Below are 22,804 nucleotides of genomic sequence, written 5' to 3'. Positions count from 1 at the left end.
CAAATGACTAGCCGAGCTGGCGTATATTACTCATGCCTTAAACAATCCACCGGCAGCAAGCGGGACGCGCGGCGCGCCGGATAAAAACCGAAGAACACCCCGACGGCCGTCGCAAATGCACACGCGACGATCACCGCGCTCAGGCCCACCTTCACATCGAATTCGGCAGCCGCCGTGATCGCCGCCGCGCCCGCCGCGGCAACCGCGATACCAACCGCCGCACCCGCCAGGCAGATCATCACCGCCTCGGTCAAAAACTGCAGCAGGATGTCGCGCGGCTTGGCGCCGATGGCCATGCGGATGCCGATTTCGCGCGTGCGCTCGGTGACCGAGACCAGCATGATGTTCATGATGCCGATGCCGCCGACCACCAGCGAGATCCCGCCGATCACGCCCAGCAGGGCGGCAATCCCCGCGCTGATCTTGCTGGCCGTGGCGGCGAAGGTCGCCATGTTCTGCATCTTGAAGTCGTCCGGGTCGTCGAGCTTGATGCGATGGCGGTCGCGCAAGGTTTCCTTCATGTCTTCCACGGCGTCCTCCAGTACGCCATCGCTTTTGCCCTGAGCCGCGATGTAATGCACGTTGTCGGGGAAGGGGCCGCGCACCATGTAGGCGCGCGCAGCGGTGATCGGCACCAGCACCATCTCGGACAAATCGTCGCCGTCGAGCTGGCGGCCTTCACCCTGCAGCACGCCGATCACCTGGAACGCGACGTTCTCGATGCGCAGGTAGCGCCCGAGCGGGTCCTGGCGGTAAAAGAACTGGTCCGCCACTTTCTGGCCGATCACCACCATGCGCGATGCGGCGCGCACGTCGTCGTCGGTGAACATGCTGCCCTGGTCGATCTTCCAGTTACGGATCTTGAACATGGCCGGCGTCACGCCGTGCACCATGCTGCCCGCGGTCTCGTTGCCGGCGGCGAGCTTGAAACTGCCCTGCAGCGCGGGCGCCGCACCGGCCAGGCTCGGCAAGCGGTTCAGGGCGTCGGCATCGGCCAGCGTCAGCGAAGGCACCGCGCCGCTGCGCATGCGCTGGGCCTGGGTACGGTCGCCGCCCGGGAACACGTAGACCATGTTCGTGCCGAGCATCTGCATCTCTTTCTTGATGAAGCGTTGCATGGTGTCGCCCAGCGCCAGCATCAGCACCACCGAGGCAATGCCGATCACGATGCCGAGCATGGTCAATGCGGTGCGCAGCTGGTTCGCGGCCATCGAGCGCAGCGCTTCCACTACCACTTGCAAGAGCTTCATGCCTGGCTCCCGGCGATGGCCAGCTCGTGGCTGGCCGCGAGCTGGCGCAGCCCCTCGGTCGCGGGGCCGTCGTAGAGCACGCGCCCATCCTTCAGGCGCACCAGGCGCCGGCTCCAGGCGGCGATGTCGGGTTCGTGCGTGACCAGCACGATGGTGATGCCACGCTCGCTATTCAATTTCTGCAGGCCGCGCATGATGTCGTCGCTGGTGTGCGTATCGAGATTCCCGGTCGGCTCGTCAGCCAGGATCAGCGGCGGGTCGCCGACCAGTGCGCGGGCGATCGCCACGCGCTGCTGCTGGCCGCCGGAGAGCTGGTTCGGCGTGCGTTTCCCCAGTTCCCCCAGACCGACGCGCTCGAGTTCCACCATGGCTTTGTCCAGCGCGCGTGCGCGCGATACGCCGGCATAGATCAAGGGCAGGGCCACGTTCTCCGCCACGCTCATGCGCTTGATGAGGTTAAAACTCTGGAACACGAAGCCGATCGTGCGGTTCCGGATCTCGGCCAGCTGTGCGCGCGAAAGGGAACGCGTGTCGGTGCCGCCCAGCAGGTAATCGCCGCCGCTGGCCTGGTCCAGGCAGCCGAGAATGTTCATCAGCGTCGATTTGCCCGAGCCCGACTGGCCCATCACCGCGATGAAGTCGCCCCGCTCGACCCGCAAGTCGATCCCGAACAGGACCGGCGTCTCGACGCTGCCCGAGACATAGCTCTTGGTGACGCTGCGGATGTCGATCAGTGCCGCCGTCATCACATGTCCTGGGCAGGCGCGAGGGAACGGGTCACCACGCGCTCGCCCGCTTTCAGGTCGCCGCTCACCACTTCCGTATAGCGGAAGTTCGACAGGCCGATGCGGATATCGACCGGCTTCGGTTCGTTCTTTGCGTCGAGTTTATATATCTTGAACATGCGCGCGGTTTCGCCAGTGTTCTGGAAAGCCAGGTCGTCCTCCAGCGGCGGCAGGGATGCCGTATTCGCGGGGTCCTTCGCTTTTTTGGCAGCGAGTGCCTTGCGCTCCTTTTCCTGCTCGTCTTCCGACAAACGGAAGCGCAGGGCCGCGGTCGGAATGCGCAAGGCTTTGGGCCGGTTGTCGACCACCAGCCGCACTTGCGCCGTCATGCCGGGTTTCAGCAGCTCGTCCTTGTTATCGACGTCGAGCACGACGTTATAGGTCACGACGTTCTGCACCACGTTCGGCGCCAGCCGGAACTGGCGCATGGTGGCATTGAATTCGCGGCTCGGGTAGGCGTCGACCACGAAGCGCGCCGGCAGGCCGTCTTTCATGGCGCCGACGTCGGCTTCCGAGACGCTGGTGTCGATCTGCATCTTGGTCAGGTCCTGCGCGATCTGGAACAGGTTCGGCGTGTTGAAGGACGCGGCCACGGTCTGGCCCAGGTCGATCGTGCGCTTGATGATGACGCCGTCGATCGGGCTGCGGATCACGCTGTTGTTCACATCCGCCAGCGCACGCTCGAGCTGGGCATTCGCCAGCTGCTGGTTCGCACGCGCCACGTCCAGCTCGCGGCGCGACTGGTCGAGCGCCAGGCTCGAGACGAAGTTCTGGGCCACTAACTGCTTGTTGCGCTCGAAGCTGGCCTGGGCCAGGCGGCTTGACGCCTGCGCCGAGGCCACGCTGGCGCGCGCCTGGCCGACCTGGGCATTGAATATGGTCGGGTCTAGCTTGAGCAGCACCTGGCCTTTTTTCACGCGGTCGTTGAAATCCGCCTTCAATTCGACCACGGTGCCCGACACCTGCGAGCCGACGTTCACCAGCGCCACCGGGTTGATGGTGCCGGTTGCGGTGACGGTATGCGTGATGGAGCCGGTGTCGACCGCACTGGCACGGTATTTCAGCGGCGGGGTCTTCGGCTCGCTGCCAAGTTTCGCGTACGCGACGGCGGCCGCGCCGGCGATCAGGAGGGCGCTGGCCGCCACCACGCGCTTTTTCGTGAAGATCTTCATGGTGTCACCCGTCAGTAATGATGCAAAATAGCAATTAACCAAGTGTCTGCGATTTTTGTGCATTCGGCAATGCAAAACGGATACATATGAGACGGAATTGGATATGCATGCGGCGATTCCGGCGCGACGGCGGCGGGGTAGGTGCGGCGATCCGTTAAAATGGCGGCATTCCTTCTTTACCATTGCAGACATCATGACTCAGGACGAACTCAAGCAAGCCGTGGCACGCGCCGCCATCGATTACGTGGTAGACGGCGAAATCATCGGCGTGGGCACCGGCTCGACAGCCAATTTCTTCATCGACGAACTGGCGGCCATCAAGGACCGCATCAAGGGCACCGTCGCGTCCTCGGAAGCCACCGCAGCGCGCTTGCGCAGCCACGGCATTCCCGTGTTCGACCTGAACGAGGTCGAGTCGATCGCCGTCTACATCGACGGTGCCGATGAGATCACCGAACAGGGTGCGATGATCAAGGGCGGCGGCGCGGCGCTCACGCGCGAAAAAATCGTCGCTTCGGTGGCGAAACAGTTTGTCTGCATCGCCGACGGCTCGAAGCTGGTGGCTTCGCTCGGCAAATTCCCGTTGCCGGTCGAGGTCATCCCGATGGCGCGCGCGGCCGTGATGCGCACACTCGCAGCGCTCGGCGGCCAGCCGCGCCTGCGCACGAAGGCGGGCAGCACCGATGCCTTCATTACCGACAACGGCGGGGAGATCATCGACGTGGCCGGCATGCAGATCGCGGACCCGGTGGCGCTGGAAGCCGAGATCAACGGCATCGTCGGCGTAATCGCGGTTGGGCTGTTCGCGCAGCGCGGCGCCAATATCTGCCTGCTGGGCACGGCCGACGGCGTCAAGAAACTGAGCTTCTGATCGGAGAGCGGCGATGAAAGCACTCCTGGCGCTGGTGGCCGCAAGCCTTCTTGGCGGTTGCGCGATGTTCAAGTCGACGCTGCCGGCCGCTCCAATGGCCGCGGCGCCTGCGCAGGCTGCGCCGCAGCTGGTCGACGCCAACGGCGTGCCGATCGAACGCGTACCTTACCGCGTCGGCGTGTCGACGGTGACGGTCGAGCAGCTGGCGCGGCAGCACGCCTGCACGGGGCAGGGCGCCGGCCTCATCACCGAGCCCGGTCCGGTCGAGGTATACCGCCTGCAGTGCAGCGACGGCAAGGTATTTATGGCGCGCTGCGAGTTGCGCCAGTGCCGGAAGATGTAAGCCCAGCTTTTATTCGCTGATCCTGCCGCGTAGCGCCTTGATCTGGCCGCTGCGCGTTTTTTCGTCCAGGCGGCGCCGTTGCGAGCCACGCGTCGGTTTCGTTGCCCGGCGCACCAGCTGCACCTCGGCCGCCTGCGCGACCAGCGCCTGCAGGCGCTGCAGGGCGTCTTCCTTGTTTTGCTCGAGGCTGCGCGACTGCTGGGCTTTCAGTACCAGCACGCCTTCGCGCGTGATGCGGGTGTCGCGCATGTCGAGCAGGCGTTCCTTGACGTAAGGCGGCAGCGATGAGGCGCCGATATCGAAGCGCGCGTGCACGGCGCACGAGACCTTGTTGACGTTCTGGCCGCCGGGGCCCTGGGCGCGGATGGCGATGAACTCGACTTCTGAGGGGCGTATGGTAGGTATCACTTTATTTCCATGCAATGTAGTCGCATCATGCCATGGACAGGGCGCCCGGCGCGCGGGTGACACCGCGCCGACCTCGTTGAAAAGACCAATGTACTTGTAACAACTGTAACGTGCGGCCTGTATTGATGGAAACGTGTAATCTAATGGCAACATTATACGAAGGAGCACACCATGAACAAGACCACCATTTCCGCCCTGATGCTTGCGGTTGCCGTTCTCGCCACCGGTTGCAAGAAAGCCGACAACGATCCATCGACCGGTCCTGCTCAGGAAGTGGGCGCGGCCATCGACAATACCGCCGCCAACGCCGCCCAGGAAACCCGTGAAGCCGGCGCTGCTGTTGGCGCGGCAACCGAGCGCGCCGCCGAGAACGTCGAAGCAGGCGCCGAGCGTGCCGCTGCGAACGTCGATGCAGCAACCGACCGCGCTGCCGCGAACATGAAGGAAGCCGGCGCCGAAGTGCGCCAGGAATCGCGTGAAGCCGCAGCCGAAGTCAAGCAAGGTGCAGCCAATGTCACCGACAAGGCTGGCAAGGGTCTTGAGCGCGCCGGCGAAAAGATGCAGGAAGCCTCGAAGTAATCAAGCGGACCATAATTCCGGCCAAGCCTGGTTTTCCAGGCTGCTGCCGGCTGTCCCGACAGCCCGCATACCGCAAGGTGTGTGGGCTTTGTTGCGTGGCGATTTCATGATCATGTCTCGGCGATGTGAATCTTGCTCTTGATGTGCTTGAGGCTGGCAACGATCGTGAAGGTCATGATCACCAGCAGCGACCATGAACTCCATTTGCTGATGTGAACGATCGACCAGGCGCCCAGCTGGTTCGGATAGCGCCACACGCCCCAAAAGGTGCCCATGTTCTCGGCCAGCCAGATGAAAAAGCCGATCAGTACTAAACCCAGCATCAGCGGCATCTGGCGGTCTCGGTCGAGCGGCCGGTAGATGACGACCGTGCGCGAATACAGTCCCAGCGCGCAGGCGGCCAGGTACCAGCGGTAGTCGCCAATATAATGGTGGGTGAAGAAGTTGGCGTAGATGAGGGTCGCGATCAGTGCTGCCATCCAATAGGGCGGATGATGGCGGATGCGCAGGTCGAACATGCGCCAGGCCTGCACGATGTAGCTGCCCACCGAGGCGTACATGAAGCCGGCAAACAGCGGCACCCCAAGGATTTTGGTGTACGCGAAGTCCGGATAGCTCCAGGACTCAATACTGCCCGACACCTTGAACGCCTCCAGCGCAAAGCCGACCACGTGGAACAGGCAGACGGCTTTCAGTTCGTCCCAGGTTTCAAGTTTTGCATAGACCATCGAGCACTGGATACCGAGGGCGACCAGCAGCAGCAGGTCGTAGCGCGGAATGCCGAACAGGCCCACGCGCGGCATCACCAGCACGGTGGCCATGAAAGTGAAGACGAACAGGCAGGAGCGCGCGTTCTTGAAACCGAAATACAGGAATTCGATCAGTCCGCGCCGCAGGCAGCCAAGCTCGCGCGGGCGCTTGTCCATCAGCAGGTTGTCGAACGCGGCAAGCTTGTTCATGTTGTTGGCGCCCCAAGTAGACGAGCGACGCGGCCGCAATGCCGGCGTCGGACTCTTCATTCTACGTTGGCAGCTCGGCGCCGGAATAGCCCCTGTTGGCGCGACAATACAAAGTCAGCCACCATGGGTAGGAGGAGGGATGAGCGGATGATGTATCCGCCCGAAGTCGAGGGCGAAGCGGATTGAAGGACGGGCAGGACGCCCGTCCGGGTGAACACATTACTGCGCCGGCGGCACGTAGCCCATCGCCTGGTCGGCGCCTTCGCCGAAGAAATGCTTTTCCAACTGCGTTGCCAGGTATTTGCGCGCGCGGTCGTCCGCCAGGTTCAGGCGGTTTTCATTGATCAGCATGGTCTGGTGCTTGAGCCATGCCTGCCAGGCTTCTTTCGATACCGACAGGTACAGCTTTTTTCCCATCTCGCCAGGGACAGGCGGGAAGTCCAGGCCTTCGGCTTCCTTGTTCAGTTTGATGCAGTGGACGGTACGGGCCATATGTGCTCCAGATTCGCGGTAAAAGAGTGATTATAAAGTCTTGATGAAAACCTGTGACTTGCGCTGCCAGTTATACATGTGCTGGCGGTCCTTCGGCAGGTCGTCGACAGTGGCCGGCAGGAAGCCGCGCTTCTTGAACCAGTGCGCCGTGCGCGTGGTCAGCACGAACAGTTTGGTCAGACCCGCGGCGCGCGCGCGGTTTTCCATGTGTTTCAAAATGCGCTCGCCGTCGCCCTGGGCCTGCACGTCCGGGTTCACGGTCAGGCAGGCCATCTCGCCCATCTTCGCGTCCGGGAACGGATACAGCGCGGCGCAGCCGAAGATCACGCCATCGTGCTCGATGACCGAGAACAGCTCGATCTCGCGCTCGATCAGTTCGCGCCCGCGGTACACCAGCGTGCCGTCCGCCTCCAGGGGCTCGATCAGCTTGATAATTCCGCCAACGTCCTCAATTGTGGCGGTACGCAGGCTTTCCAGGTTCTCGTGGCTGATCATCGTGCCCACGCCGTCGTGGGTGAACAGCTCGAGCAGGGCCGAGCCATCCATCTCGAAGGGCACGATGTGGGCGCGGTCGACGCCGCTGTTGCAAGCCTTGATCGCATGCTCCAGATAAAAGGCGGCGTCCGGCGGCAGGAAGTTCGCCTGCAGGACGGCTTCGGCCTGGTGCGAGGACAGTTCGCGGATTTCCTCGCCCGCCAGATCGAGCATCATCGGGGTTTCGGTGATGTAGATGAGCTTATCGGCGTGCAGGGCGATGGCGGCGGCGGCGGCCACGTCTTCCATCGTCAGGTTGAACACTTCGCCGGTGGGCGAAAAACCCAGCGGAGAGAGCAACACCAGGTTGTCCTCGAACTGCAGGATCGGGGCGATCTTCTCGGCCGAGATCTTGCGCGTGACGCCGGTGAGTTCGAAGTCGACGCCGTCGATCACGCCGAGCGGGCGGGCGACGACGAAGTTGCCGGAGACGATGCTGATCTGCGCGTGCGACATCGGCGTGTTGGGCAGGCCCTGGCTGAACGCGGCTTCGATATCGAGGCGCAGTTCGCCGGCCGCTTCCTTGGCGCATTCCATCGCAGCGGGGTCGGTGATGCGTACGCCGTTGTGGAAGCGGCCCTCGACGTTACGCAGGCCAAGCTGCTCGGCCACCTGGGGCCGCGAACCGTGCACCAGCACGATGCGGATGCCGAGTGCGACGAGCAGGGACAGGTCTTGTGCGAGTACCGGCAGGGCGCCGGCGGAGACCAGTTCACCGGGAAATGCAACGACAAATGTCTTGCCGCCAAAGGCATGAATATACGGCGCGACAGAGCGCAGCCACTGGACGAATTGGGTAGGGTTTTCCATTTGCCGCATTATAATTCGCTGCGCGACTTGCGCACCAAATACCTCGTAAAAATCAATGTCTGAACAGAGTAACAAGCCTACGCCGGTCACGGCGCGCGCAGTAGTCCCTGAAAGCAATACCGAGCAGCCGCGCGCGCGGGGCGCTGGCACGCCGCGTGCGGCACCGGGCGAGCGTGCACCGCGCGCACCGCGGCCGCAAGGCGAGGGCAATGGTGCACGCCAGCTGCAAGGCGAGCGCGCACCGCGCGAACCCAAGCCGCAGGGCGAATCGAAAGCGCCGCGTACAGCGCGCGCGCCACGCGTGCAAACCCCGCTGCCGCCGATCACCTATCCGGAAGATTTACCGGTCTCCGGCCGGCGCGAGGAAATCGCCAAGGCGCTGGTCGAGAACCAGGTCGTTATCGTCTCGGGCGAGACGGGTTCCGGCAAGACGACCCAGCTCCCGAAAATCTGCCTGCAGCTCGGGCGCGGCGAGAAGGGCATGATCGGCCATACGCAGCCGCGCCGCATCGCCGCGTCCTCGACCGCGAAACGCATCGCGCAGGAGATCGGCACGCCGCTGGGCGAACACGTCGGCTACAAGGTGCGCTTCAACGACACGCTGCAGCCGGGCGCCTCGATCAAGCTGATGACCGACGGTATCCTGCTGGCCGAAACCCAGACCGATCCGCTGCTGAAGGCCTATGACACGATCATCATCGACGAGGCCCATGAACGCAGCCTGAACATCGACTTCCTGCTCGGCTACCTGAAGCAGCTGCTGCCGCGTCGTCCCGACCTGAAGCTGATCATCACCTCGGCCACGATCGACGCCGAACGCTTCGCACGCCACTTCGCTCATAACGGCAAGCCGGCGCCGGTGATCGAGGTCTCGGGCCGCCTGTACAAGGTCGAGGTGCGCTATCGCCCAGTCGACCGCGACCCCGTCGTAGCTGGCGGCGGCGTCGACGGCAAGCCTGCCCCGAAGGCCCAGCAAGCACGCGAAAAACGCGACCTGATGGACGCCGTGGTCGAAGGCGTCGATGAACTGTGCCGCCTCGGCCAGGGCGACGTGCTGGTGTTCCTGCCGGGCGAGCGCGAAATTCGCGACTGCGCCGAAGCGCTGCGCAAGCACCATCCGCCGCATGTCGAAATCCTGCCGCTGTTTGCCCGCCTCTCGGTCGAGGAGCAGGACAAGGTGTTCCGCACCACGAATGCGCGCCGCATCGTGCTGGCGACGAACGTGGCCGAGACGTCGCTGACCGTGCCGGGCATCCGCTACGTGGTCGATGCGGGCCTGGCGCGCATCAAGCGCTACAGCTTCCGCAACAAGGTCGAGCAGCTGCAGGTCGAGCCGATCGCACAGTCGGCGGCGAACCAGCGCGCCGGCCGTTGCGGGCGCGTGGCCGACGGTGTCTGCATCCGCCTGTACGAAGAAGAAGATTTCCTGCAGCGCCCGAAATTCACGGAGCCGGAAATTCTGCGCTCGTCGCTGGCGGCCGTCATCCTGCGCATGAAGTCGCTGCACCTGGCGGACGTCGAGACCTTCCCCTTCATCGAGCCGCCGCAGGGCCGCGCGATCGCCGACGGCTATCAGTTGCTGCAGGAAGTAGGCGCCGTCGACGAGACCAATGAACTGACGCCGCTGGGCCGTAAACTCGCGCGCTTGCCGCTCGACCCGCGCGTGGGACGCATGATCCTGGCGTCGCTGGATAACGCCTGCCTGTCCGAGATGCTGGTCATCGCTGCCGCCTTGTCGGTGCAGGACCCGCGCGACCGGCCGATGGAATACCAGCAGCAGGCCGACGAGAAGCATAAAAAATTCGCCGACGAGAAGTCCGAATTCCTCAGCTACCTGAAGATCTGGAACTGGTTCGAGGACGCGATCGCGCACAAGAAGACCAACCGCCTGCTGCAGGAAAACTGCCGCGCCAACTTCCTGTCGCAGGTGCGCCTGCGCGAGTGGCGCGACGTGCACTCGCAGCTGCTCACCATCGTGCGCGAGCAGGGCTGGCGCCTGAACGAGGCGCCCGCCACTTACGACCAGCTGCACCTGGCGCTGTTGACAGGTCTTCTCGGGAACATCGGCTTCAAGGCCGAGGACGAACCGGGTGCGGGTTATCTGGGCGCGCGCGGCATCAAGTTCCATATCTGGCCGGGGTCCTCGCTGACCAAGAAGCCGGGCAAGTGGATCATGGCGGCCGAACTGGTCGAGACCACGCGCTTGTATGCGCGTTGCGTGGCGCAGATCCAGCCCGAGTGGGTGGAGAAGGTCGGCGCGCACTTGTTGAAGAAGTCGTGGGGCGAGCCGCGCTGGGAAAAGAAACCGGCGCAGGTGTCCTCGCTCGAACGCGCAACGCTGTACGGCATCGTCGTCTACAGCGGCCGCCGCATCAACCATGCGCTCTACAACCCGTTCGAGGCGCGCGAGATTTTCATTCGCGACGCGCTGGTGGCCGGCGACTACGAAACGCGCTCGCCGTTTTACGCGCACAACCACAAGCTGGTCAAGGAAATCGAGAACCTCGAGCACAAGTCGCGCCGCCAGGACGTGCTGGTCGACGACCAGCTGATCGCGGCGTTCTACGATGCCGAGATTCCGAAAGACGTGGTCAACGGCGCCGGCTTCGAGAAGTGGTACAAGGACGCCTCGCGCGAGAACCCGAAGCTGCTCTTCCTGAACCGCGAAGAGCTGATGCGCCACGAGGCGGCCGGCGTGACGACGGAGCTGTTCCCGAAGACGATGAACGTCACCGGCATCGAGATGGGGCTGTCCTACCACTTCGAGCCGGGCAGCCTGCGCGACGGCGTGACCTTGTCCGTGCCGCTGTTCGCGTTGAACCAGATTCCGCAGGAGCGCGCGGCCTGGCTGGTGCCGGGCATGCTCAAGGAACGCGTCCACCTGATGCTCAAGTCCTTGCCGCAAAAGCTGCGCCGCCACTGCGTGCCGCTGCCGGACTACGCGGCGCGCTTTGTCGAGCGCATCTACGCGGCGAATGCGTTCGGCCGCGGTGACCTGGTCGATGTTCTGATCCTCGATGTGCGTGCGGAGACGGGCGTAAACGTGCTGACGGGCGACTTCAAGCTCGAGACGCTGCCGACCCACTTGTTCATGAACTTTAAAATCGTCGACGAACACGGGCGCCAGCTCGAGATGGGACGCAACCTGGCGAGCTTGCAGGCCGAGCTGGGCAGCCAGGCGCGCGAGAGCTTCCAGAAGATGGCCGAAGCGACGCCGGCCGCGGTGGGGTCAGTGCGCGCAGGCGTGGCCACGCCTGTGTCCTGGGGCGGTGGCAAGGGTGCGCCAATCACGCCGGCGCCGCAGGGCAAGGGGAAGGGCGGTGCAGCGCCGGCGAATGCGCCCGCGCAGGCCGCGCCGGCCGTCAGCCAGCACACCAATCTGACCAGCTGGACCTTCGGCGAGTTGCCGGAACTGTTGGAAATCAACCAGGGCAAGCTGACCCTGATCGGCTTCCCGGCGCTGGTCGACAAGATCACGCATTGCGACCTGGAGGTGTTCGACGACCCGAACGTGGCGGCGCGCACCCACCGCATTGGACTGCGCCGCCTGTTCGCATTGCAGTTGAAGGACCAGCTAAAGTTCGCCGAGAAGAATATCCCCGGCTTGCAGGGCATGGGCATGCAGTTCATGACGGTCGGCTCGCAGGAAGAGCTGCGCGACCAGATCGTGCAAAAGGCGATCGACATCGCTTGCCTGCAGGACCCGCTGCCGAGCGACGCGGCCTCGTTCAACAAGCGCAAGGACGAAGGCAAGGGGCGTATTGGCCTCTTGATCAACGAGATCGCGCGCCTGGTGGGGGCGATCCTGGCCGAATTCCATGGCATGCCGAAGCGCCTGAACGGCCTGGCGCCGGCGGTGGCCGCCGACATGGGGTCGCAACTGGCGGGCCTGGTGCACAAGCGTTTTGTTGCCGACAACGAGTACAGCCAGCTGGCGCACTTCCCGCGTTATTTGAAAGCAATGAACGTGCGCCTGGAAAAGCTGCGCGGCAATCCGGCGCGTGACGCGCAGCTGATGCTGGAATGGCAGAACGCCGCCAGCCAGTACCAGCGCATCTCTAAGCAGCCCGGCAAGGTCAACGACCCGCGCATGACGGAGTACCGCTGGATGCTGGAAGAGCTGCGGGTCTCGCTGTTCGCCCAGGAACTGCGCACGCCGATGCCGGTGTCGGCCAAGCGCTTGCAGAAGGTGTGGGAGTCGATGATCCGTTAAGGAGCGCGTGCGGTCCGGGAATGGAGTTGAATTACTCCATTTCCGGACCGTGAGCAGTGTGCTCCGTTTGCCTAACCGATGTTGCTTCCGCGAATACGGCTGATGTCCTTGTCGTCGCCCAGGTTGCCGGGGCGGGGGTCGATGCTTGAGCCTGCCCCGTGCACTGCGGCCTCGGTGTTACCCATGCCGCCTCGCGCCGCGCCCGGTCCTGCGCCGATCGTCGGGGCGCCGCCCTGGTTCGGATCGGTGCCGTAGAAGCTGTGGATCTCGTTGGCCCAGTCGATGTCGGCCATATCGGGCCAGGATTCCTTGTTGAAGCCGGGCGCCGCTTTCAGGCGCGCCTTTTCGACGTTCAGCACGAAGCGGTGGTTGACGGTATCGAGGTGCAGTGCCTGCCAGGGCACGGCAAAGAGTTTCTCGTGCATGCCGAGGAAGCCGCCAAAGGCCAGCACGGCGTAGGCCACCTGGCCGGTCGTCATGTCGAGCATGATTTCCTTGATGTCGCCCAGGTCTTCTTCGGCGCCATTCACGACGCCGTCGCCGATCAGCGTGTCGGCGCCCATCAGCGACGGCCCCGGACCAGCGTGGCCCCGGCCCTTGTACATCCCGTATTTGTCACGATCTGCGTAGCCCATGTCGTTCTCCCGGTTTGTCTTTGGGTGCAAAGCCCCTTCCAACGATAGGCCGAGGCCTCCCGATACCCATGATATGTCTCAAACGGACAGGGGTGCGCGCGCTTGTCACGCGCCCGTCATCGCGGCATGAAACGATTAGCTCAGCTATGCGAAATAGCGCACAGAGCGAGCCCAGCTTTGTGATTAATCTGGCAATCAATGTTTCGGAGACCATAACATGACCATCACCTCGCGCTGCAACCATCCTGGCCCGCTGGCCAAGCTGATCCCGACCGTGTCGATCACCTCGCTGTTCGCGCGCCTGCTGCGCAAGCGGTAAGGCCCGGTTTGCCGTTCCCGTAGCGCCCCGCTGCGGCCGCGCCTGTACCTCTGTGCAGTGTGCACCAGTTGCCGATCCGTCCTTATCGGATGAGGTCGCGCCCATTGCATTTCCGGCCGTGGTTGGGCCTGCTTTCCCATTCCTTCCTTCCTCCCGCGTGCGCGGCTGACCGATCGGTTAGACTTGCGGTTTGCTCCATCACGGATACCGGCAGTGAACCGAACAACAAAGATCGCGTCCCTGGCAGGCGCCGGCGTAGTGGCGGCCGCCCTGGCTGGTTATTTCATCGCGCAGCAGCGCGAACCGGCCGCGCCCGGCCAGGCAGCGGTTTTACTGGCGGCGCCGGCGCCCACCAACCCGTTCTGGGCTGCGCGCGTGGCGCCGCTGGCGGGCGACGGCCAGGATGGCGTACTTGATGGTGCCCCCGCGCAGAGCCGCTTCAGCGACCCCTTCGGCGTGGCCGTCGATGCGCAGGGCGTGACCTATGTCGCCGACGGCGGCGACAGCAACCGCATCCGCCGGATCGACAATGGCGGCCTGGTCTCGACCTTCGCCGGCGGACGCGAAGGCTTTGCCGACGGCGTGGCCGCCGCTGCCGCCTTCCACACGCCATCGGCGCTGGCGATCGACCGTTTAGGCAACCTGTACGTGGCCGATACCGGCAACCACGCGATCCGCAAAATCACCCCAAGCGGCAGCGTCACCACGCTGGCCGGCGACGGCCAGCCGGGCGATGCCGACGGCGCCGGGCGCGCGGCGCGCTTTCACGCGCCCGTCGGGGTGGCGGTGGACGCGGGCGGCAACGTCTATGTCGCCGATACCTATAACGACCGCATCCGCCGCATCGCACCCGATGGCGTGGTCACCACCCTGGCCGGTGCCGCCCAGCCGGGCAAGGCCGATGGCCCCGCCGCCACGGCCGCCTTCGACACGCCGAGCGCGATCGCGGTCGGCAAGGACGGCGCGCTGTTCGTGGCCGACACCGGCAACAACGCGATCCGCCGCCTTGGCCCTGACGGCATGGTGAGCACGCTCGTCGCGCCCCTCGAGGGCGAGCGCCGCCCGCTGTTGCGGCGTCCAACCGGCCTGGCGATCACGCACGACGGCTACCTGTACATCGCGGGCGGCGGCGGGCGCGTCCTGCAGCTGGCGCCGGGGGGCGAGCTCCGCGCCCTGGATGACGCCGACCGTCCGCCGCAGTCGACCTTTGGCGCCGACGGCAAGGTGCACCTGTACGCGCCGCACGGCATTGCCGTCGAGCGCAGCGGCAGCCTGGTCGTGGCCGACGCACTGGCGCTGCGCGTGCTGCGCCTGGCGCCTCCAACTGCGGGCGAGGCGGCACCGACGATCGCGCCGCCACGGCAGGCGCCGCGCACGGCTCCCATGCCCTGGCCGGTAGGACCGCAGGACATGTCGCACGAAGTCGTGGGCCTGATGGGCGAAGTGCGCGGCAGCTACGATGGCGAGAGCCGCGACCACTTCCACGCCGGCCTGGATGTACGCGCCGACATCGGCTCGCGCGTGCTGGCCATCATGTCGACCAAGGTGAGCGATCCGTTCGCGAACTGGGGTTTTGGGTCGCTGAGCGAAGGCATCGCCATCGGGCCGCTGTCGTACATCCACATGCGGGTCGGACGCGATCAATCCGACAAGCCGTTCGACGCGCGCTTTCAGATCCTGAAGGACCCACGCGGCAAGCCGGCGCGCGTGCGCGTGCCGCGCGGAACGCGCTTTGCGGTGGGCGATGCGCTCGGCAGCATCAACAGCATGTCGCACGTGCACCTCGACTACTATCCGGGTGGCTCGCTCGTCAATCCCTTGACGCTGCCCTTCCCCGGCGTGCGCGATACCATCGCGCCGCGGCTGCAGGGCGTGGCGCTGTACGACAGCACCGGCCGGCGCCTGGGCGCGAAGAAGGGCCAACCGGTGCGCGTCGAACGCCTGCTGGGCGAGGTGTCGATCGTGGCCGACGGCTACGACCAGATGGATGGCAACCTGGCGCGCCGCCGGCTCGGCCTGTACAAGCTCGGTTACCAGCTGCTGCGTCCCGATGGCAGCGCGCTGCCGGGCTTCGAGCAGCCCCTGATCACGCAAGTCTACGACCGCCTGCCGCGCGAGCGCGAAGCCGTCAAGCTGCTGTACGCGGAGAACAGCGGCATCACGGTCTATGGCAGCAAGGCGACGCGCTTTGCCTACGCGGTCAACAACACGCTGCAGGGCGGACGGGTCGCGCCGGGGACCTGGAAGGTGGGGGCATTGGCGCCCGGGGATTACATCCTGCGCATCTATGCGGCCGATTATGCGGGACATGTGGCGCTCGAAGGGCGTGACCTGGCGATCAAGGTCGAGTGATACGGCTTTTTGGCTCCAACAGGCGTATGACCGACGCGAACTGTACCTAGGCTTGCTGGGCATGGGCGGACGAGGCGAACAGGACGGCGGTGAGGGCGAGGGACTTGGACATGGTGCTTTCCTTGGGTTGTTGGAGTCCAGATTCTAGGAAAGCAGGGGGATTGGCGCATGTGCCATCGGTCATGCATACGCTTGGCGGCGCGAGCCCGCCTAACGCAGCAGCTTCAACCCCGGCGGCAAGGCCTCCCCCAGCATCCGCGTCTCGCTCGCCTGGTCCAGCTCCACCACTTCGCGCACCATCGCCGTCCAGGCAGTCGGTGCGCCAATCGAGGCCAGGCGCCGCAGCACCTCGGCGCGTACCGGCGCGCCGATGTCGCGCGAGCGGTCGCCCGTCATGCGCGCGATGTGAGTCGCGGCAAAGCCCGCCGGCTCGATCTTCTTCCAGTCCAGCAGCAGGAGCTTGCCCAGCCACTCCTGCGCCACTTCGCTTGGCGCCACTTCATGCGCGCTGGCGTGGAAGGACTGGCGCGCGCCGACGCGCCCCAGCGCCCACAGGTAGCGCGCGTAGGCCGCCGCCGTTTTCGCGTCCAGCTTGACGCTACCCGACGGAATGGCGATGATTCTCTCCATCATCCAGTTCCCGATCTCCGCCTTGTAGGCCGATGGAATGCGTTCCAGCGAAGCGCCCAGGCGCAGCATGTCCTCCTCGCTGGCGTCGACCAGGGTGATGGGCCGCCTGCCGCGCTCGGAGGCGTCCGCCTGCAAATTGAAGGCGAAGTCGTCGAGCAGGCGCAGCTGCGCTTCGGTGTCGAGGCCTCCGGCCACGCGCCGCCACAGCGTCCACCATTCGGCGCGCACCTGCGTGTCCTTGTGGTACTGCACCCCAAGCTCGAACATGCCCCACAGCTGTTCGATGCGCCAGCCGTCGAGCGGGTGGCCGAAGCCGGGGCGCAGGCAAAAGCCCGCCAGATTCAGCCAGGCGCGTTCGTGCTCGCTTGACCTGCGGCGGCCTTTCGAGCGCTCCATCAGGGCATCGAACAGGCGCCGCAAGAGCGGCGTGGCCCATCCTTCGCGCCTTCCCAACAGGTGCTCGAGGCTGGCGCGCAGCTGGCGCACTTCCTTTGTGTCGACCGCTTTGGAACGGGTGCCGAAGACGCGTTCGATCTTCTCGAACGCGGCGTCGATCTGCGGCGGCAGGATGTCGGTCTCGACTGCTTCGTTTTCACTGTCCGCTTCGCGCAGCTGGAAGGCCAGCTGCCAGCGCCCGCTGCCGTCTTCGGCCACGCAATGCACTTCCAGCGAACCGACTTCGCTCAGCGAGGCTACCAGCTGCACCGCGATCTCGCTGCGCGGCGCGGCGCCCGGTGCGGCGCGCAGCACGGTGGCAATCGGCGGCAGGCGTACGACGTCGAGCGGTTCCAAGTCGGCGAGCGCGCCCGGCTGCGGTACCTGGCCGGCGTCGGCCACGGTCGAAACGAGGTGGAAGCGCACCGGACGCCCGAGGCGCAGCGCGAAGCTGCGGTCGAGCAGGCGCACTTCCGTGGCGGCCGGCGTGCCGCGCGGGAGCAGGCAGACGGCGCGCAGGCCGGCAGTCGCGCGTTCGCCTTCGAGCAGCAGGTAGTAGCTGCGCGCGGCACCGCTTTCGATGGCCGGCGCCTGGCCCTGGCGCGCCAGCAAATAGGCCACGCCGCCGCGCGCCACGGCGACATCCGGGTCAAGGTTGTGCAGGATGCGCAGCGGCTGCCCGCGCCAGCGCGCCAGCGTGTCGGCCAGGCGCTGCGCCAGCGCGGCGCCGCGGAACACGCCGCCGTTGAGCAGCAGGGTATCCGGCACCGGCAGGGTCTGGTCGTCGTCCGCAAGACCGAGCGCTTCGCGCGCCGCCGCCGCGTGCTGGCGCAGGAAGCTGGCCAGGTGGCGTGTGACGGCAGGATCACTCGCATACGGCAGGCCGAATTCGACGATGCCGGCGCGGGCACGGCGCGCCGGTTCCTGGGCATCGTTGAGCGGGAAGAAGCCGTCCAGCACCACGCGTTCGATGTCCTCGCGGCGCAGGTCGGCCTTGCGGCTGGCGCCGATCAGGCGCGAGCCGGCGCCCAGCAGCGTGACCGCCACCCCGCCTGGCGCGTCCGTCGCCAGCAGCTGTTCCTTGGCCGCGCGGCAGCGCTGCGTCAGCTGGGCCAGGCGCGCTGCCGACAGGCGCGCGCGCGGTGCTTCAAGACCATCCTGTTCGGCCATGCGCGCCTCGACCAGGTGAGCGAGCGCCAGGTCCATGTTGTCGCCGCCGAGGATCAGGTGGTTGCCGACGCCGATACGGGTCAGCTGCGGCTCGCCATCGACGAGTTCGACTTTTACCAGACTGAAATCGGTGGTGCCGCCGCCGACGTCGGCCACCAGCACGAGGCGCGTGTCAGTGAGATCCTCGGCCAGCGTGGCGCGGTGGCGGTACAGCCAGTCGTAGAGGGCAGCTTGCGGTTCTTCCAGCAGGCGCAGGTGGGGCAGGCCCGCCATCCTTGCCGCCTCCAGGGTCAGCGCACGCGCGCCTTCGTCGAACGAGGCCGGCACGGTGAGCACGACCTGCTGCTGTTCGAGCGGATGCGCCGGATAGCGGATGTTCCAGTTGGCGCGCAGGTGGGACAGGTAGCTGGCGCTGGCGGCCACTGGCGACACCTTCGGCACGTCAGGCTCGGCGCCCCAGGGCAGGATAGCGGCCATGCGGTCGACGCCCGGGTGCGAGAGCCAGCTCTTGGCGCTGGCCACCAGCCGGCCCGGCGTCGCCCCGCCAAGGCTGCGCGCCAGGCGCCCGACGGCGACACGTTCGACGCCGGCGACGTCAGGCAACTGCCACGGCAGCTGCAACTGGCCCGGCTTGAACTCTTCCTCAGCCGGGTGGTAACGGTTCGAGGGCAGCAGCGGTGCCCCGGCCACTTCGCCGGGCGCCACCAGCTGGTCGATCGAAAACAGTTCTACATCCGCGGCGCCCGGGGCCGCGTAGGCCAGCACCGTGTTCGTGGTGCCGAGGTCGATGCTGACCAGCCAGGAGGTCACGGCGTGGTACGAACGTCGAATTCGACTTTCCAGCGCTGGCCGTCACGTGCGACCGCCGCCAGTTCGAGGGTACCCGCTTCGGTCGCCAGCGCGTGCAATGTGACTTGCACCACATCGCCCGGGGTGCGGCCATCGGCCGGCAGCGTTGCCTGGATTTCGTTCTGCTCCTGCAGCTCGTCCGGCCCCCAGAAGTCGAGCACCTCGCCGATGGCATCCTGACGGCGCGTGGTCGAACCGAAGAAGCGGAAGTGAACAGGTTCGCCCACGACAAGGCCAAACTCCTGGCCCGGCAGTTCGAGTTCGTTGCCTTCTTCCATGCCGAAGGGCGCCACGCACAGGGCCTGGATCGGCGGCTCCATGCCGGGAATGGCCGGCATCGACGACTCGACGCCGACGTAATACGAACGGGCCGTGCCGCCGCGGATGCGCACGCCGCCGCCTCGGCGCGCATAGCTGTAATAGGCCGCGCCGCGGGCGACCGCCAGGTCGAGGTCCGCCCCTTCGAGCATGCGCGCGCCTTGCGCGCCTTCCATGTAGAGCCAGTCGTTGATGGTGTCCATCACGCGCTGGGCCAGGATCCCGGATTTGAAGACGCCCCCGTTGAACAGCACCGCGCTCGGATGCAGGAACGCGTGCTCGGCGCTCACGCGGCCGTCGAAACCTTCCAGTTCCGCCGTCGCGCCGGCCTGGCGTGCCAGGAAAGCGGCCAGGTGGCGGGTGACGGCCGCGTCCTGCGCATACGGCAGGCCGAGTTGCGTCAGGCCGGCGCGGGCGCGCGTGGCGGGACGGGCGGCGGCTTCCACACGCGGGAAGAAGCCATCAAGGATGAAGGTTGTCACTTCCTCGCGCGTGAGTTCGGTGCGAATCGAGCCGCCGATCAGTTTCGAGCCACGGCTCGGGACGACGATCGGCCAGGTGGTGGCCTTGGCGTCGGCCAGCAGGTGTTCCTTGGCGCCGCGGCAGCCGTAGGTGAGGGCGCGCATCTGCCAGGCATCCAACTGGGTGCCGTTGCTTGCCAGCTTGCGTGCGACCAGATGGGCCAGGGCGAGATCCATGTTGTCGCCCCCTAACAGGATGTGGTCGCCCACGGCCACGCGGTGCGGCTCGAGCTTGCCGTCGCGTTCGAGGATGGCGATCAAGGAAAAGTCGCTGGTGCCCCCGCCGACATCCACCACCAGCACGATGTCGCCGGCCTTGACTTGCTTGCGCCAGGCGCCGCCGCTGCCCTGGATCCAGCTGTACAGGGCCGCTTGCGGCTCTTCCAGCAGGGTGGCGGAGGTGTAGCCCGCGTTGCGTGCCGCTTCCGCGGTCAGTTCGCGCGCGCCCGGGTCGAACGAGGCGGGAATCGTGACGGTGACTTGCTGCTGGTCGAAGGGCGCATCCGGATGCGCGCTGTCCCAGGCGCGGCGCAGGTGCGCCAGGTAGCGCGTCGACGCGTCCAGCGGCGAGATGCGCGTAACTTCTTCCGGCGCGTCCGATGGGAGGATGGCGGCGCGGCGGTCCACGCCCGGATGGCACAGCCAGCTCTTGGCGGAAGAGACGAGGCGGATCGGCGTGGTGGCGCCGCGCGAGCGCGCCATCTCGCCGGCGACGGCTGTTTCGCCATCGGTATTCCACGGCAGCGTGAGCTCGCCCGGCGCCAGTTCGTCGGGATGCGGCAGGTAGAGGAAAGAGGGCAGCAGCGGCAGCGCCTCGACGGTGCCGGGCGCGGTCAGTTGCGGCACGTCGAGTACGCCGTGCGCGGTCTTCTCGCCTTCGCTCGCTTCCAGGTCGACATACGACAGCGCGCTGTGCGTGGTGCCGAGATCGATGCCGATGGCGTAGCGCGCGCTCACAGTTCCACCTCGGCCGGAGCGAGCACGGTGGCGTCATGTTCTTTCGCCAGCTGCGGCAGGCGCACGTCGAGGGCGCGCCAGCCGCGGTGCGACAGCGTGCCCGTGAATGGGGCCTTGCCGACCACATTGCCGGTCAGGCGTACGCTCGATGCATCGAAACCTTCTTCGAGCGTGACGCGCGATCCTTCGGCTTCACCCCGCACCGGAGCGATCGTGAAGTGGTCCTTCAGCACACGTGCGCAGCCCTCGTGCACGACGCGCGCAGCCGCGCCGATGTCGGCATCGGCATAGGCGGCCAGGTTCTCGTGGGCGAAGTCGATCAGGCGCGCTTCGCGCTGGAGCAGGGTCAGCAGTTGCAGCGCGGCTTCCGGGGTCGTTTCGCGCAGCTGGACCGGGACCGGGGCCGGTGCCGCGGCAGGAGCTGGAGCGGGAGCAGGCGTCGGCACGGGGGCGGGCGGCGCCGCTACCGGGCCGACCTGGTCGTCGCGCACGCGCGCGGCGAATTCGGCATCGCCGACGGTCTTGAAAAAGGTGCCGAAGGCCAGGGAGAGCCGGCTCCAGAAAGAGGGCAGTTGGGTCGGTGTGCTCATTCTTGTGTTCTGTAGGGTAAGGGGCGCTGTCAGGCCAGGTCGGGGCTGGACAAACGCGAATGATACCAGTTCGACCACAAGTGGCGCACGCGGGCATCAGTAGCAAAGATGCTGCCGATGTCCGCCAATTGCAAGGGGCCGGCTACCCCATGCCCGATTCCGGAATCCGGGCAATGACCTTGATCTCGAACTGGAAACCGTACAACCAGGTGACACCGACGGCGGTGACGGTCGGATGCGGCGCCTCGCCCCAGTATTCCTGCACGACGCTCCAGATGCGTTCGAAATGCGATTCCGGATCCACCATGAAGACCGTCACATCGACCACATCGTCGAAACTGCAGTGCGCCGCTGACAGGATGGCGTTCAGATTGTCGAATGCGCGCCGGACCTGTGCGCCCAATTCCGGTTCGGGCGAGCCATCCTCGCGGCTGCCCACCTGACCCGATACGAACAGGAAGCCGTCCGAACGCACCGCAGGCGAATAGCGGTTCTTTTCATACAGCGCCTGGCGCCCCGGTGGAAAAACTACGTCGCGAACAGTCATGGATATCTCCTCAAGTAAGCCCGCATGTGCAGGCGGTCGAATGCACTTTAGCGATTCAGGTCATGAAGATAAACAGGCAAGGTCGATCAGGACTGTTTGTATAATCCAAACAATCGTACCGAGGAGGATGCATGGACAGATTGGACGCGATGAAGGCCTTCGTTCGTGTGGTCGAGGCAGGCAGTTTCACGAAGGCGGCCCGGACACTGCACATGAGCCGCACCACCGTCACCCATCTGGTGCAGCAACTCGAGGCGCACTTGCGCATCAAGCTGCTCAACCGCACCACGCGCAAGGTCAATGTCACTGCCGACGGCGCGCTCTACTACGAGCGCATCCTGCGGGTACTGGCCGAGCTCGAGGATGTCGAAGCCAGCCTGCCGGGCGCATCGGCGGCGCCGCGCGGGCTGCTGCGCGTCGATGTGCCAAGCCCCTTCGCCACGCTGATCCTGATGCCCGCATTGCCGCAGTTTCACGCCAGGTATCCCGATATCGCCTTCGACATGGGCGCCAGCGACCGGAGGGTGGACCTGGTGGGGGAGAATGTCGATTGCGTGGTGCGCGGCGGAGAGATCCTCGATCAGTCGCTGGTGGCGCGTCGCGTGGGCGAGCTGCGGCTTGGCGTATATGCCGCGCCGTCCTATCTGGCGCGCCTCGGCGTGCCGGAACATCCCCGGGCGCTGGTAGATTCGGATCACCGCATGGTCCGGTTCCTCTGGTCGCGTGGCGGCAACGGCTTTCCGTATGCCATGCACCGTGGCGAGGAGAGCGTGAAGCTGCACGGCAAACATATTCTCTCCATCGATGACGGCAACGCCTATCTTGCGGCCGGCATCGCTGGCCTGGGCGTGTTGTGGCTGCCCGATTACATGGCCAGGATGCACCTTGAAAAAGGCGCGCTGGTGCAGCTGTTCGACGACTGGCGCATCGACCCGATGCCGATGTATATCGCCTATCCGCCGAACCGGCATGTGAGCAAGAAGCTGCGCGTCTTCATCGACTGGATTGTCGAGCTGATGGCGCAGCATGCGCCGCTCCCGGCCCGCGTGCCTGGTCAAGGCTAGC

The 22,804-nt window shown here is 65.7% G+C and carries 18 protein-coding genes; 6 read left to right on the top strand and 12 right to left on the bottom strand.

Annotation, left to right across the window (positions count from 1 at the left end; translation table 11 throughout):
- Window positions 1–26: 26 nt before the first annotated feature.
- Genes ACHAC9_RS10015 through ACHAC9_RS10005 form a run of 3 tightly spaced genes read right to left on the bottom strand, consistent with a single transcriptional unit; the run spans window position 27 to window position 3,207 of the window.
- A complete protein-coding gene (locus ACHAC9_RS10015; protein WP_435759662.1) occupies window positions 27–1,250 on the bottom strand; it encodes an ABC transporter permease in 1,224 nt (407 codons plus the stop codon).
- Window positions 1,247–1,996, bottom strand: coding sequence for an ABC transporter ATP-binding protein (locus ACHAC9_RS10010; RefSeq protein ID WP_435759660.1), 750 nt, complete (start codon window positions 1,994–1,996; stop codon window positions 1,247–1,249). Before ACHAC9_RS10010 ends, ACHAC9_RS10015 begins: the two co-directional genes overlap by 4 nt.
- Window positions 1,996–3,207: an efflux RND transporter periplasmic adaptor subunit gene (locus tag ACHAC9_RS10005; RefSeq protein ID WP_435759657.1), complete on the bottom strand. Its 1,212-nt coding sequence runs from the start codon at window positions 3,205–3,207 to the stop codon at window positions 1,996–1,998. Before ACHAC9_RS10005 ends, ACHAC9_RS10010 begins: the two co-directional genes overlap by 1 nt.
- Window positions 3,208–3,400: 193 nt before the next feature.
- On the opposite strand from ACHAC9_RS10005, the gene rpiA reads away from it, so the two are divergent.
- Both rpiA and ACHAC9_RS09995 read left to right on the top strand, forming a co-directional pair.
- Entirely contained in the window at window positions 3,401–4,078 is a 678-nt protein-coding gene (rpiA, locus tag ACHAC9_RS10000) for a ribose-5-phosphate isomerase RpiA (RefSeq protein WP_435759655.1), read from the top strand.
- Between the two features lie 13 nt (window positions 4,079–4,091).
- Complete coding sequence (locus ACHAC9_RS09995) at window positions 4,092–4,421, top strand: hypothetical protein (RefSeq protein ID WP_435759653.1); 330 nt, start codon at window positions 4,092–4,094, stop codon at window positions 4,419–4,421.
- A 9-nt stretch (window positions 4,422–4,430) separates the two neighbouring features.
- Here ACHAC9_RS09995 and arfB read toward each other — a convergent pair whose 3' ends face one another.
- Entirely contained in the window at window positions 4,431–4,826 is a 396-nt protein-coding gene (gene arfB / locus ACHAC9_RS09990) for an alternative ribosome rescue aminoacyl-tRNA hydrolase ArfB (protein WP_435760056.1), read from the bottom strand.
- 174 nt (window positions 4,827–5,000) lie between these two features.
- On the opposite strand from arfB, the gene ACHAC9_RS09985 reads away from it, so the two are divergent.
- Window positions 5,001–5,408: a hypothetical protein gene (locus tag ACHAC9_RS09985; protein ID WP_435759651.1), complete on the top strand. Its 408-nt coding sequence runs from the start codon at window positions 5,001–5,003 to the stop codon at window positions 5,406–5,408.
- Window positions 5,409–5,518: 110 nt separating this feature from the next.
- Here the strand turns inward: ACHAC9_RS09985 and ACHAC9_RS09980 are convergent, their stop codons facing one another.
- The 3 genes from ACHAC9_RS09980 to argA form a co-directional block, all read right to left on the bottom strand.
- The gene (locus ACHAC9_RS09980; protein ID WP_435760054.1) at window positions 5,519–6,334 is read right to left on the bottom strand and encodes a DUF817 domain-containing protein; all 816 of its coding nucleotides are present in this window, start codon (window positions 6,332–6,334) and stop codon (window positions 5,519–5,521) included.
- Window positions 6,335–6,586: 252 nt separating this feature from the next.
- Window positions 6,587–6,859, bottom strand: coding sequence for an oxidative damage protection protein (locus ACHAC9_RS09975; RefSeq protein ID WP_435759649.1), 273 nt, complete (start codon window positions 6,857–6,859; stop codon window positions 6,587–6,589).
- A 30-nt stretch (window positions 6,860–6,889) separates the two neighbouring features.
- A complete protein-coding gene (gene argA, locus ACHAC9_RS09970) occupies window positions 6,890–8,203 on the bottom strand; it encodes an amino-acid N-acetyltransferase (protein WP_435759647.1) in 1,314 nt (437 codons plus the stop codon).
- Window positions 8,204–8,258: 55 nt separating this feature from the next.
- Here argA and hrpA point away from each other — a divergent pair, with 55 nt between their 5' ends.
- Window positions 8,259–12,416: an ATP-dependent RNA helicase HrpA gene (gene hrpA, locus ACHAC9_RS09965; RefSeq protein ID WP_435759645.1), complete on the top strand. Its 4,158-nt coding sequence runs from the start codon at window positions 8,259–8,261 to the stop codon at window positions 12,414–12,416.
- 71 nt (window positions 12,417–12,487) lie between these two features.
- Here hrpA and ACHAC9_RS09960 read toward each other — a convergent pair whose 3' ends face one another.
- Window positions 12,488–13,051: a PRC-barrel domain-containing protein gene (locus ACHAC9_RS09960; RefSeq protein WP_435759643.1), complete on the bottom strand. Its 564-nt coding sequence runs from the start codon at window positions 13,049–13,051 to the stop codon at window positions 12,488–12,490.
- Window positions 13,052–13,583: 532 nt separating this feature from the next.
- Here ACHAC9_RS09960 and ACHAC9_RS09955 point away from each other — a divergent pair.
- Window positions 13,584–15,722: an NHL repeat-containing protein gene (locus ACHAC9_RS09955; protein WP_435759641.1), complete on the top strand. Its 2,139-nt coding sequence runs from the start codon at window positions 13,584–13,586 to the stop codon at window positions 15,720–15,722.
- A 210-nt stretch (window positions 15,723–15,932) separates the two neighbouring features.
- Here the strand turns inward: ACHAC9_RS09955 and ACHAC9_RS09950 are convergent, their stop codons facing one another.
- From ACHAC9_RS09950 to ACHAC9_RS09935, 4 genes are all read right to left on the bottom strand, one after another.
- Window positions 15,933–18,767 carry an Hsp70 family protein gene (locus ACHAC9_RS09950; protein ID WP_435759639.1) on the bottom strand — a complete coding sequence of 945 codons (2,835 nt, stop codon included), beginning with the start codon at window positions 18,765–18,767 and terminating at the stop codon, window positions 15,933–15,935.
- Entirely contained in the window at window positions 18,764–20,602 is a 1,839-nt protein-coding gene (locus tag ACHAC9_RS09945; RefSeq protein ID WP_435759637.1) for an Hsp70 family protein, read from the bottom strand. The genes ACHAC9_RS09950 and ACHAC9_RS09945 overlap by 4 nt, the downstream gene beginning before the upstream one ends.
- Complete coding sequence (locus ACHAC9_RS09940) at window positions 20,599–21,192, bottom strand: DUF2760 domain-containing protein (RefSeq protein WP_435759635.1); 594 nt, start codon at window positions 21,190–21,192, stop codon at window positions 20,599–20,601. Before ACHAC9_RS09940 ends, ACHAC9_RS09945 begins: the two co-directional genes overlap by 4 nt.
- Window positions 21,193–21,334: 142 nt before the next feature.
- Entirely contained in the window at window positions 21,335–21,739 is a 405-nt protein-coding gene (locus ACHAC9_RS09935) for a RidA family protein (protein ID WP_435759633.1), read from the bottom strand.
- Window positions 21,740–21,870: 131 nt separating this feature from the next.
- On the opposite strand from ACHAC9_RS09935, the gene ACHAC9_RS09930 reads away from it, so the two are divergent.
- Complete coding sequence (locus ACHAC9_RS09930) at window positions 21,871–22,803, top strand: LysR substrate-binding domain-containing protein (protein ID WP_435759631.1); 933 nt, start codon at window positions 21,871–21,873, stop codon at window positions 22,801–22,803.
- Window position 22,804: the final 1 nt, after the last annotated feature.

The organism is Massilia sp. CMS3.1, assembly GCF_051262535.1.
GTDB lineage: Bacteria > Pseudomonadota > Gammaproteobacteria > Burkholderiales > Burkholderiaceae_D > Telluria.
Note: the sequence above shows the minus strand (reverse complement) of the source record. Positions and strands in the feature narration are given on the sequence as shown.